This window comes from Pseudoalteromonas sp. BSi20480 (assembly GCF_000241365.1).
In the GTDB taxonomy this organism is placed as follows: domain Bacteria; phylum Pseudomonadota; class Gammaproteobacteria; order Enterobacterales; family Alteromonadaceae; genus Pseudoalteromonas; species Pseudoalteromonas marina.
Genome location: NZ_BADX01000063.1, coordinates 1 through 13,072 on the forward strand (window position 1 = coordinate 1; position 13,072 = coordinate 13,072).

Here is a 13,072-nt window from a genome sequence, read left to right on the forward strand (position 1 = left end):
GCATTTTTTGTTAAAGCAACGCTTTTAATTTATAGAGCAATTCGTGTGCTTGACGAGGCGATAAGTTATCTGGGTCAATTGCACTTAATTGTTCTTCCACTTGTGAAGGCTCAATAACAGCGCCATTATTAAATGAAAATGCGTGTTGCTCAGCATTAGGTGCAGTAACACTTTGGTGATTTTCAAGTAACTTAAGCTTTTGTTTAGCTTGTGTAATTACCGCTTTAGGCACACCAGCCAGCGCAGCCACTTGTAAACCAAAGCTTTTGCTTGCCGCACCGTCTAGCACAGTATGCATAAATGCAATGGTATCGTTATGCTCTATTGCATCAAGGTGAACGTTTACAAGGCCCTGCGTTTGGTCTGCAAGCTCAGTTAATTCAAAGTAGTGAGTTGCAAACAGGGTTTTAGCGGATATTTTTGATGCTAAATGATTCGCTGTGGCATATGCAAGCGAAAGCCCGTCATAGGTACTTGTACCACGTCCAATTTCATCCATTAATACCAACGACTGCGCTGTCGCATTATTTAAAATTGTGGCGGTTTCGGTCATTTCAACCATAAAGGTTGAGCGGCCAGACGCTAAATCATCACTTGCACCAATACGCGTAAATATACGATCGATATTACCTATTTTTGCGCTATCGGCAGGGACATAACAGCCGATGTGCGCCATTAATACAATAAGTGCTGTTTGGCGCATATAGGTTGATTTACCACCCATATTTGGACCGGTAATAATCAGCATTTTGCGCTGACTATTAAGCTCTACAGGGTTTGCAATAAATGGGTCTTTCATTACCTGTTCAACAACCGGATGACGGCCTTGTTGAATGCTAATGTTGTCGTTGTCGCAAAGCTCTGGTTTAGCATAATTAAGCGCAAAGGCACGCTCTGCTAAATTATTTAATACATCTAAGTCAGCAAGCGCTACTGCCATTATTTGCAGCTGCTCAATGTGTGGGGCGATAAATTCAAACAACTCTTCGTATAGTTGTTTTTCAAGCGCGAGTGCTTTTGATTGGCTACCAAGTACTTTGTCTTCATGCTCTTTAAGCTCTGGAATAATATAGCGTTCATTATTTTTGAGCGTTTGACGGCGAATATAATCAGCAGGTACTAAATGTGAATTAGCGCGGCTCACTTCTATAAAAAAGCCGTGTACTCGGTTATAGCCAATTTTTAATGTACTAATGCCTGTACGTTCACGCTCGCGTTGTTCAAGCTGCTCAAGTACATCAGTTGCCCCTTTACTTAGGTTACGCCATTCATCAAGTTCACTGTTATAACCCGGCGCAATTACGCCCCCATCACGAATAAGTACTGGCGGATTATCAATAACAGCTCGCTCTAGCAATGCTTGTAGCTCAGGTAATTCAGGCGAGTGTTTGATAATACTTGTAATGCGTGGGTCGCTCGCATCACTTAATAAATTATGCAGGGGTGCAAGTGCTTGTAGTGCACTGCGTAAGCGCGTTAAGTCTCTTGGGCGTGCAGTACATAATGCTAAACGGGCTATTACACGTTCTATATCACCAATCTCTTTTAATGATTCGTGTAATTCGCCACATAGTTGTACGTCTAAAATTGCGCTAATAGCATTTAGACGAGAGTTCAACTCGTCTTTATTTCGAACAGGTGTATGAATGCGGCGTTTTAATAAGCGTGAGCCCATTGCCGTGGCTGTTTTATCAAGTACTTGTGCAAGCGTGTTTTCAAATCCGCCCGATAGATTAACCGTTAGTTCTAAATTTTTACGGGTAGCGGCATCTAATATAACAGCGTGTTCGTTATGCTCAAGTGTAATGGCGCGAATATGAGGCAAAGCAATGCGCTGTGTATCTTTCACGTATTGCATTAAACAGCCCGCAGCTACGAGCGCTGAGTGAGCTTTTTCTACACCAAATCCAACTAAATCTTTTGTTCCAAATTGATCGCATAATAAGTGCTGAGCCGTATCTAAGTCGAACTCCCATTCAGGGCGACGACGAGCGCCTTTAATATGTTCGATTAGATGGGTGTTTTCAAAATTTTCGCTATAAAGCAGTTCTGCTGGCGATAAACGTTGTAGCGTTGAGCTTAACGCTTCGTCAGTATTGACTTCTACAACGTTAAAACGCCCAGAATTTATATCAAGATACGCAACACCGTATTGGCCTTTTTTATTTTGCCAAAGACTGGTCAGTAAGTTGTCTTGTCGTTCCTGAAGAAGCGCCTCATCTGAAATAGTGCCCGGTGTTACAATGCGCACTACTTTTCGTTCAACAGGGCCTTTACTGGTTGCGGGGTCGCCAACTTGTTCACAAATAGCAACTGATTCGCCCATTTGTACCAAACGCGCTAGGTAGTTTTCTACGGCATGATAAGGCACACCTGCCATAGGAATTGGGTCGCCACCGGCTTTGCCGCGTTGAGTTTGCGAAATATCGAGCAATTGAGCTGCACGTTTTGCGTCGTCAAAGAAAAGCTCATAAAAATCACCCATACGATAAAACAATAAAATATCGCGATGCTCTGATTTTATTTTTAGATACTGCTGCATCATAGGGGTTTGTTGTTTTATAGTGTGTGGTGCAAAAAGATCAAACGACATGTATTTACCCAAAGGCTGAATATGGAATTACATCAAGAGATTAAAACACTTGCTGCGAAATTAGGTGTTATTTTAACGGATAAATGCTTATGGATCACTACTGCTGAATCATGCACGGGTGGCGGGGTGAGTTATGCACTAACAGACACACCTGGCAGCTCGCGCTATTTAGGGCGTGCATTTGTTACTTATAGCAATGAGGCAAAGCACGAACTACTCAATGTAGCGACGAGTACGTTAGAGCAGTATGGTGCTGTGAGCGAGCAAACCGTAAAAGAAATGGCGTTGGGGGCAAAAAATCTTGCCAATGTTGACGTTGCTATTGCTATATCGGGGATAGCAGGGCCGGGTGGAGCAACACAAGATAAGCCAGTGGGTTTTGTATGGTTTTGCCTACAATTTGCAGATAAACAATTTACATTTAAGCAAATATTTAGTGGTGATAGAGCCCAAGTTAGAATGCAGGCTATTGAATTTGCATTAAAAAATACAATTGAAAAGATAAATTTATAAATTTCGCTTGATACTGTGGTTTCATACAGTATACTTGTTCGCATTAGCCGGATTTGGAGAACAAAATGAACGATAACAAACAAAAAGCGTTAGACGCTGCACTATCACAAATTGAGCGTCAATTTGGTAAAGGTTCAATCATGAAGCTGGGCGACAATAAAGCCCTGAACATTGATGCAGTATCTACAGGTTCATTAGGGATCGACATTGCTTTAGGCATAGGCGGTTTACCAATGGGTCGTATTGTTGAAGTATATGGTCCTGAATCTTCAGGTAAAACAACACTGACTTTGCAAGTTATCGCACAAGCTCAAAAAGAAGGTAAAACATGTGCCTTTGTTGATGCTGAGCATGCTCTAGATCCTGTATACGCTCAAAAGCTAGGTGTTAACATTGATGAGCTGTTAGTTTCTCAACCAGATACGGGTGAGCAAGCGTTAGAAATTTGTGACATGTTAGTGCGTTCAAGTGCTGTAGATGTTGTGATTGTCGATTCAGTTGCAGCCCTAACACCTAAAGCTGAAATTGAAGGCGACATGGGCGACTCGCACATGGGCTTACAAGCACGTTTAATGTCGCAAGCATTACGTAAGCTTACGGGTAATATTAAACGTTCAAATACATTATGTATTTTCATTAACCAAATTCGTATGAAAATTGGTGTAATGTTTGGTAACCCAGAAACAACAACCGGTGGTAACGCGCTTAAGTTTTACGCATCAGTTCGTATTGATATTCGTCGTATTGGTTCGGTGAAAGAAGGTGATGAAGTTGTTGGTAACGAAACGCGCGTTAAAATTGTTAAAAACAAAGTAGCGCCTCCGTTTAAACAAGCCGAATTTATCATCATGTATGGTGAAGGTATTTCTAAGCAAGGCGAGTTAATTGATTTAGGTGTTAAGCACAAAATTGTTGAAAAAGCAGGTGCTTGGTACAGCTACAATGGTAACAAGGTAGGCCAAGGTAAAAACAATTCAATTAAATTCTTAAAAGAAAACGTAGAAATTGCAAACGAAATTGAAGGCAAACTACGCGATATGTTATTGCTTAAAGCGACAATTGAACCAGAAGATGGTGAAGATGTACTAGGTGATGACGCTGACCTTTAAGGTTTAAAACGTTCTTCAAGCTTGATTTGACCCGAGCTTTACAAAAACGCTAGCCAGTAATGGTTAGCGTTTTTTTGTGTGAAAGCATTTATTAAGTCGTTACGAATTCACCTAACTAAACGTGCTGTTTTTAGGTTATAAAGCCTTAATAGCATTGGGTTTACTGTATTAACACTATGGCGGTTTTGTAACTACAGTTTTAAAAATGAAAAACGACACAAAAACTGTGTCGTTTAAATCGCGTGATTAAAATATACTTATAATTAACTTTACAGTTGCCAGTTAACAGATAAGGCATAGTTACGCGGCGCGCCGTAGTAACCTTGCGCCCAAAATAAACTATGCAAATACTTTTCGTCGGTGGTGTTATTTACGTTAAAAGTAACACCTACGTTTTGAGTAATCTTGTAGTTGGCCATCAAATCAAGAATACCATAAGCACCTTGGTTTGTTGTTATAAGTGCTGTACCCGTTGCGTCAAAGACTTGTACACGGCTCACCGAACCTTGCCAGCGATAGTTTGCACCAAATGTTAAGCCTTCAAAAAACGGTACCTGATAAGTAGCGGCAAGTTTTAATTGATTTTCTGGTGTGTAGTCTTTTACTAAATCGTCACCTTTAATGCTTAGATTACTAAAGCTTACGCTAGTGCTTAAACTCTCAGTAAGTTTACCGCTTAGTTCTACCTCAAAACCGTCACTACTAATCCCATCAGCAGCATAGTAGCGCGTATCACTCGGTAATGAATCAGGTAGTGCAACTGCAAGGCCTTCCTGTTTAGCATCAAAATACGCCAACGTTAAAAACACTTGGTCTTCTAAAAGCTGTGCTTTTAAACCTATTTCGCTACTTTTGCCAGTAATGGGGGCAAGTTGCTCTGCGTTTATATCCAGCTCTTTTTGTGGCACGAATGTTTCGGTATAGCTTGCGTAGGCTGAGAGTGAATCTGTAAAGTCGTAAACCGCACCAATATAAGGAATAACTTCACTGTCATCTCGTGTTTGTACTACCCCATATGCAGTGCCTTTTGTTTCCCAGTCGGTGTAACGAACACCTGCAAGCACACTTAGTGGGTCACTTAGTTTTATGCGAGTAGATACATAAGCAGATTGCTGCTTGTTTTTAATATCACTGCCGTTTAAACCATCTGCAAGTGTTGCTTCTCGCGCTACGCCATTCCATGTATCAAGCGATGGCATGGCAGGAAAGCCATTACCCGTTGTGTAATCGTAGAGTGACTGCTCGTTATAATCCATGTTTGCTTGGCTTACACCAAATGATAGGTCGTGCTCTTGACCAAATAAATCAAACTTACCACTAGCGTATAAATCAAACAGGTCGTGTTTATCCTCGTAATCATAACGGCTTGCGTAACCAGTAAGACCTAGGCCTGTTTCTCTATCGGGTGTGCCATAAACATAAAAAAGCTCTGAATCTTGCTCGTTTTCAATATGTGCATAACGGGCGGTTGCTACCCAAGTTGCTGATAAGTTTTGCTCAAGTGTTACATAGACCTGTTCAGCACTGTTGTCCCAGTATGACCAATCTGATGCAGTACTAGTAGATGCATCGTAATCAGTGGCTGAGCCATCAGTGTAGTAAAGGGGTAATGCTCCCCAAAGCGGGCTATCGGCATCTTTTTGTTGATTAACGTAGTTGAGACTTAGCGTTGTATCATCTGTTAATTTACCTTCATAAGCTAAGTAACCTATTGTTTTGTCAGTTTCGTAACGGTCCAAGTAAGATTCTGCTTTATGCTTAGTAAATACCGCGCGTACAGCGTGCTCATCGTTTATTGGAGTCGAAACATCAACCTCTAGTCGTTTGTTATTCCATGAGCCATAAGATACAGATGCATGCGCTTGTGTTATGTAGGTCGGTTTTTTAAGTACCATGTTCACTGTTGCAGAAGGGTTTCCTGCACCGGTCATTAAACCGTTAGCCCCACGAACAATTTCAACACGGTCGTAAATAGAGGTATCTAATGAGCCTTGAATTGACCCCGAACTTTGTGGAATACCCAAGCCATCTACTTGAAAGTTTGTGATTTCAAATCCACGGGCTTTAAAGTAAGTCCGATCTGTTTCTATTTGCTCCACCGTTACACCGGGTGTGCTTTCAAGAACGGAGTTAATATCATCTAACGAAAAATCGTCCATTAATGCGCGCGAAACAACCGAAATACTTTGCGGGGTTTCTTTTATTGAAAGGCCTAATTTAGTTGCAGACTGCGCATCTTCGGTAATGTAGTTTTTATGATGCTGGCCATATACGGCTATTTTCTCTAATGACTCGTTGTTAGTTTTTAACTCCTGCGCAAACGTATTTCCAGATAAAATTAAAGAAGTAACAATGCTTAGTTTAGACAAACGCAAAATAGTAGGGGACGACATATCGGTTCCAGTTCGTTATAAAATTGGAACTTATGCTAATCTAAATGATATTGATTTGCAATTGCATTGCTGTGGTTTGTTTATCTTTTAACTAATTTGGGCCAGCTTAATTAATACCTTAGGTTTATTTTAAAATTATGTAGGGTTAAATTAAGAGGTTTATTAACCAAATTTAAAGTTATACGCATAAAAAAAAGCGGCCTAAGCCGCTTAATTTATGGAGTAGACTTTAAATTAAAAAGCGTATTTAACAGAGAATTGTAAGCGGTCTAAATCACCATCAATACCGCTTTGAGTTTCTCTCTCAGCATGTTTTAACTCTGCACCAAATGTTAGACGTTTAACCGGAGAGTATAAAATATTTGCGCTATAGCTTTGCGTTGATTCAGTTGGATCACCTGAAATGCTCAACAAATCAGTGTTGTTGTCAGCTGAAAAGAATGAGTAAAGGAATGTTGAACGCCATTGGCTGCTCCATTTATGCTGATAAGCAACAAAGCCAGACGTTGAGTCGATTGCATCTAACTCATCACCATTGAGTACGGCACCATGAGCAACATTTAAGCCTACATATCGGCCTAAACCTTTACCTTGTGTCAGCATAAATTTAATGTTGTCGTCACCTACTTTAAACATACCCGATGCACTTACGCCAAATGACGTTTCATCAGCATCAATACCGCCTACTTTATACGTTAATTGGCGAGCAAGTGCGGTTACAACAAGGTTACCCCAGTCTGCTTTGTGTGTGTATCGTGCGGTAAAATCAGGAAGCGAAGCATCATCAGTTGCAACGCGTGCTCCGCCTGTTGTTGTGATTGTGCTTTCTGGGTTCTCTAACGAGAATGACCATGCACCCGTAGTGTATTTAATTTGAGATTGACGAACAAACACCGTGCCTTCTGCAGGACCAACAAAATCAAGTGCTTCTGGTAATGCACCGACGTTTTGAAAGTTTGACCATGTTTGACCAAATAACCAGCCATCATATGAGATAAATGCATGGCGAATGCGCGGAGAGTATGAATTAGACACACGCTCGTTGCCGCCAGGAGCTGACAATAAAAAGTCTAGCTCTATTTTAGTTTTAACCGTTTTACCGTTATCTAATAAGGTAGCAGTTCCAAAATTAAAACGTGACTCACGAGCGTGCATATCAAATACGGCGTCTGAACTATTATCGTTACCAACGGTTAGTGTACTTGGCACATAAAAATCACGGCCAACACTGGTGCCCGCAGGAGCGCCTGCTGAGTAGTCACTCCACATCGTGTCGAGTTTAATATATCCGCCGTAAGTGAACTCTGTGTCACCAATCTTTGCAGCTGTAGCCGCATAAGTAGTGCTTGATAGTGCACATAAAACAGCGCTTGCTGCGAGTGTTTTTAATGGAGTTATTTTCATACTGGTATCCCTTGTTTAGGCTACTTGTTGTTTATAATTTTTTACTCGTTTTTGCCAATACTTGCTACAGGTATAGATTACGAATAAAAATAAATAGTGTGAGTCTGTTCAGTGTTAGTAAATATTTTTTTAATTTTTAAACAACGCATGCAATAGTTTTTAGATTTGCTTAATTGTTCAACACAAATACTTTAGATATGTGTAGTGTTTACTCAATTATCTATTGGTCTATAAGACTAAGGTTTAACAGTGAAGTAATCTTTTGCTACCTTTATTTAACATCATGTATTGTTTAGGTAAAAATATTTAAGCTTATTAATTATATAGTACAAATTAGTAATATGGAGGCGAGTACAACTAAGGTCTAATACTTAATAAAGCACTGCTGAGTAATCCTTGTTAAGAGCCTAAGGCAAGTAATTTAAACGGAGACTAAGATGTCACAAAGTATCTATCCTGTTCCTAATCATATAAAAGACACAACACTTGTTGATAAAAATAAATATAATTCGATGTACCAGCAGTCAATTAATGACCCCGAAAGCTTTTGGCGAGAGCATGGTCAACGCCTCGATTGGTCTACTCCTTATACTAAAGTTAAAAACACCTCTTTTGATAAAGGGCACATCAGTATCAAATGGTATGAAGATGGTTTCTTAAATGCCTCTTATAATTGTATTGATCGTCATTTAAAAACCAAAGCCGATAAAATTGCACTTATTTGGGAAGGTGATGACCCGTCACAAAGCGAAAATATTACGTATCAGCAATTACACGATGAAGTGGCCAAATTTGCTAATGGTTTAAAAAAGCTAGGTGTGCAAAAAGGTGACCGAGTTGCTATTTACATGCCAATGACCCCGCAGGCTATTTACGCTATGCAGGCGTGTGCTCGCATTGGTGCAATTCACTCAGTTGTATTTGGTGGCTTTTCACCTTCGGCAATCGCTGACCGTATTAAAGACTCTGGTGCTAAAGTGGTCATTACATCAGATGAAGGCCGACGTGCAGGTAACTGCGTGCCATTAAAAGCGAATGTTGATGAAGCCGTATTACAAGATTCTGTAACCACTATTGAGCACGTGATTGTACATCAGTTAACAGGTGGTGAAGTTGATTGGCACGATCACGATATTTGGTGGCACGACTTAGTCGCTGACTTACCAGCGCAGTGTGAACCAGAGCCAATGAACGCAGAAGATCCGCTATTTATTTTGTATACATCAGGTTCAACAGGCCAACCTAAAGGGGTTGTACACACAACTGGCGGTTATTTAGTTTATGCGTCAATGACTCACGAGTACGTATTTGATTTACAAGATGATGATGTGTATTGGTGTAGTGCCGATGTAGGTTGGATCACCGGACACAGTTATATTGCATACGGACCGCTGGTGAATGGCTGCACACAAGTTGTATTTGAAGGCGTACCTACATACCCAAGCGCAGGAAGAATGGGTGAGGTGGTTGATAAGCATGGTGTCACTATTTTATATACTGCGCCTACAGCGATTCGAGCATTAATGGCCAAAGGTGATGAGCCTACCGCAACTTCACATCGCGATAGTTTACGTATTTTGGGTTCCGTAGGTGAGCCAATTAACCCAGAGGCATGGAACTGGTACTACGAGAGTATAGGTAAGTCTAATTGTCCAATTGTGGATACCTGGTGGCAAACAGAAACAGGTGGCATTATGATCACGCCACTACCTGGTGCTACAGACACGAAGCCGGGTTCTGCAACTCATCCATTTTTTGGTATTGCTCCGGCACTTTATGATGCAGAGGGAAATACACTAGAGGGCGCGGTTGACGGCAATTTAGTTATTTTAGATAGCTGGCCATCACAAGCGCGTACCGTTTATGGTGACCATGAGCGTTTTGAACAAACTTACTTTAGTGCATACCCTGGCGTTTACTTTACCGGTGATGGTTGTCGTCGTGATGAAGATAGCTATTACTGGATAACAGGGCGTGTTGATGATGTACTCAATGTATCGGGGCACCGTTTAGGCACTGCTGAAATAGAAAGCGCATTAGTTGCCCATGAAGCTGTGGCAGAGGCTGCAGTAGTAGGTTACCCGCATAATATCAAAGGCCAAGGCATTTATGTTTATATTACGCCTAACGAAGGGGTCACGGTGAGTGATGAGCTTACAACAGCGGTTCGTAATTGGGTTCGTAAAGAGCTCAGCCCAATAGCCTCTCCAGATATGATTCAATGGTCTCCGGGTTTACCTAAAACACGCTCAGGTAAAATAATGCGTCGAATTTTGCGCAAAATTGCTGCCAATGAGCACGAGCAATTGGGTGATACGTCAACCCTTGCTGATCCGTCGGTAGTGGATGAACTTATCGATAATCGATTAAATCGATAAATACGCGTTAAAAGCTTGATTACAAGTTAATTCTAAACGTAGTATATCGGCTGTTACTTAGTAATAAGTATCAGCCGAATTTTTAGGAGTGAACCATGAGTCAGTTTTTAATAGCGGACGATCATCCGTTATTTCGTGAAGCACTAAAGGGCGCACTGAGCGCAAAATTTGAAGGGCTAGAAGTGTTCGAGTCGTCAGATTTTGATAGCACATTGCAAGTGCTAAGCGAGCAAGAAGATCTTGATATATTACTGCTAGACCTTCATATGCCAGGTAATGGTGATTTGTATGGTCTTATTCGTATCCGAGAAGAGTACCCAAGTTTACCGATTGCTGTGGTTTCAGGCAGTGAAGACGTTAATATTGTTTCTAAAGTCATGGGTTATGGTGCTATGGGGTTCATTCCCAAATCATCGTCATCGGACGATATTGCCAATGCAATTAACCAAATACTTGAAGGTGATACATGGCTGCCAAAAGAGCTTAAAAACAAAGTAGCCGAAATCGAAGGTGAAGACAGAGAAATTGCAGCGCAAGTCGCTTCTCTTACACCTCAGCAATACCGCGTTTTACAATATTTGCATGAAGGATTACTCAATAAGCAAATTGCTTATGAGTTGCACATTTCAGAAGCAACAGTAAAAGCACACATTACCGCAATTTTTAGAAAGCTCGGTGTCTATAACCGCACTCAAGCCGTACTTATCGCTGCTAAATTACAACTAGAGCCTATTGAGCCAGCTCAATAATGGTTTAACGGCTTTGAAGCGATTTATTACCGTTATATTTTACCCGCTATTTTGAATTGGCATTTTAGCGCATGGGAATATTGTCGGTTATGTTTTGAAACTCGCTAAATTTAGAGCAGGCGTAGGTTAGCTCCTCTAGGCAGCGTCTGCTTAGCATTTATGCTTTTTTATCTTTTACTGATAAAAAACAGGCTTAATACCTATTCCTCCTTTTGTGTTATTAGACTTTACTCACAAACCATTCACCTTTTAAACATGATCTAAATTACAAATAATGCTAGGTTACGGCAATTTTATAACTTTAAGAGCAGGGTATGACAGACTCCACACACTCACCTAGCAACAATCCAAATAAGGGATTATTTAATCGGTTTTTAGCCACCGTCGAATTTTTAGGCAATATGCTGCCTCATCCAATTACACTATTTGCAATATTTGCAGTGGCGATTGTTGTGTTTAGCGGCATTGCAGATTGGTTTGGATTAAGTGCAATAGACCCTCGCCCGGTAGGCGCTCCAGGGCGCGCCGCTGACGGCGTTATTGAAGTCGTAAGCTTATTAAGCGCTGAAGGTTTACAACGCATTATGGCTGGGCTTGTTACCAATTTCACAGGATTTGCTCCCCTAGGTACCGTGTTGGTTGCATTATTGGGTGTGAGCGTTGCTGAGCACTCGGGTTTGCTCTCTGCGGCTATGCGAGGCATGGTAATGGGCGCCTCTAAACGTTTAGTTACGTTTATGGTCGTGTTTGCCGCTATTATGTCAAATACGGCTTCAGAGCTTGGCTATGTGGTTTTAATTCCGCTCGCAGCGATGATTTTTCATAGCTTAGGGCGTCACCCATTAGCTGGCCTTGCCGCTGCATTTGCAGGTGTGTCGGGGGGCTATAGTGCTAACTTATTATTAGGTACTATTGATCCGCTCCTTGCAGGTATTACAACTCCTGCAGCTCAAATGATCGATCCAACCTATGTTGTTGGCGCAGAGGCAAACTGGTATTTCATGATGATATCGGTGCTTTTAATTTCAGTGCTGGGTACTTTAGTAACTGAAAAAATAGTTGAGCCACGCCTAGGCAAATATAATCCAGATGAAGCCAGTATTGACCTGTCGCAAAACAGCATCGATACCCTTACCCAAAAAGAAAAGTCAGGTTTAAAGTGGGCTGGCATTTCTTTACTCGCAGTTTCTTTATTACTTGCATGGACCATCGTTCCTGACGATGGCATTTTACGAAACCCTGCAACCGGTGAAGTTGCGGGCTCTCCTTTTTTAAAAGGGATTATGGTTATTATTTTTGTGACATTTAGTATTCCTGGTTTTGTATATGGTCGTGTTGTTGGCACTATGAAAAACGATAAGGATGTTATTAACGCCATGAGTAAAAGTATGAGCTCGATGGGGTTATATATTGTTTTGGTATTTTTTGCGGCTCAGTTTGTAGCATTCTTTAAGTGGACTAATTTAGGCACTATTTTAGCTATAAATGGTGCGGCGCTTTTACAAGCTTTAAACCTGACAGGCCCTGAAGTATTTGTATTGTTTATTTTAATGTGTGCACTAGTAAACCTAAGCTTAGGCTCGTCGTCAGCGCAATGGGCGATTACAGCGCCTATTTTTGTTCCTATGCTTATGCTAATCGGTTACGCGCCAGAAACTATTCAAGCGGCTTACCGTATTGGTGACTCGGTAACAAACTTAATAACCCCGATGATGAGTTACTTTGGTTTAATACTTGCCGTGGCTGTTAAGTATAAAAAAGACATGGGCATAGGTACGCTGGTTGCTACCATGCTGCCATACAGTATTGTATTTTTTATTGGCTGGGTTATTTTGTTTTATGTTTGGGTATTTTTACTGGGTATGCCTGTAGGGCCTGAGTCTCCTACGTATTACACACCGTAATTACTTATTTTACGCGAACAATAAAAAAG

Annotated in this window: 8 protein-coding genes; 5 read left to right on the forward strand and 3 right to left on the reverse strand. The window is 41.1% G+C overall.

The genetic code is table 11. From position 1 onward, the window contains the following. Positions 1 to 10: 10 nt before the first annotated feature. Positions 11 to 2,593, reverse strand: a complete 2,583-nt coding sequence (gene mutS / locus P20480_RS12075; RefSeq protein WP_008128470.1) for a DNA mismatch repair protein MutS — start codon at positions 2,591 to 2,593, stop codon at positions 11 to 13. 21 nt (positions 2,594 to 2,614) lie between these two features. On the opposite strand from mutS, the gene P20480_RS12070 reads away from it, so the two are divergent. Together P20480_RS12070 and recA are read left to right on the forward strand one after the other, a co-directional pair. Then, the gene (locus P20480_RS12070) at positions 2,615 to 3,106 is read left to right on the forward strand and encodes a CinA family protein (RefSeq protein ID WP_008128472.1); all 492 of its coding nucleotides are present in this window, start codon (positions 2,615 to 2,617) and stop codon (positions 3,104 to 3,106) included. A gap of 65 nt (positions 3,107 to 3,171) precedes the next feature. Next, positions 3,172 to 4,215, forward strand: coding sequence for a recombinase RecA (gene recA / locus P20480_RS12065; protein WP_006791966.1), 1,044 nt, complete (start codon positions 3,172 to 3,174; stop codon positions 4,213 to 4,215). Between the two features lie 269 nt (positions 4,216 to 4,484). On the opposite strand, the gene P20480_RS12060 is transcribed toward recA, so the two are convergent. Together P20480_RS12060 and P20480_RS12055 are read right to left on the reverse strand one after the other, a co-directional pair. Then, positions 4,485 to 6,608 (reverse strand): TonB-dependent siderophore receptor, encoded by a 2,124-nt coding sequence (locus P20480_RS12060; RefSeq protein WP_008128475.1) that lies wholly within the window; start codon positions 6,606 to 6,608, stop codon positions 4,485 to 4,487. Positions 6,609 to 6,842: 234 nt separating this feature from the next. Further along, complete coding sequence (locus tag P20480_RS12055) at positions 6,843 to 8,012, reverse strand: DcaP family trimeric outer membrane transporter (protein ID WP_008128477.1); 1,170 nt, start codon at positions 8,010 to 8,012, stop codon at positions 6,843 to 6,845. 437 nt (positions 8,013 to 8,449) lie between these two features. On the opposite strand from P20480_RS12055, the gene acs reads away from it, so the two are divergent. From acs to P20480_RS12040, 3 genes are all read left to right on the forward strand, one after another. Then, on the forward strand, positions 8,450 to 10,390 hold the full coding sequence (gene acs, locus P20480_RS12050) for an acetate--CoA ligase (RefSeq protein ID WP_006791969.1): 1,941 nt from the start codon (positions 8,450 to 8,452) through the stop codon (positions 10,388 to 10,390). Positions 10,391 to 10,485: 95 nt separating this feature from the next. Continuing rightward, positions 10,486 to 11,139: a response regulator transcription factor gene (locus P20480_RS12045; protein ID WP_006791970.1), complete on the forward strand. Its 654-nt coding sequence runs from the start codon at positions 10,486 to 10,488 to the stop codon at positions 11,137 to 11,139. Between the two features lie 314 nt (positions 11,140 to 11,453). Next, positions 11,454 to 13,043 carry an AbgT family transporter gene (locus P20480_RS12040; protein WP_008128482.1) on the forward strand — a complete coding sequence of 530 codons (1,590 nt, stop codon included), beginning with the start codon at positions 11,454 to 11,456 and terminating at the stop codon, positions 13,041 to 13,043. The last annotated feature ends 29 nt before the right edge of the window (positions 13,044 to 13,072 follow it).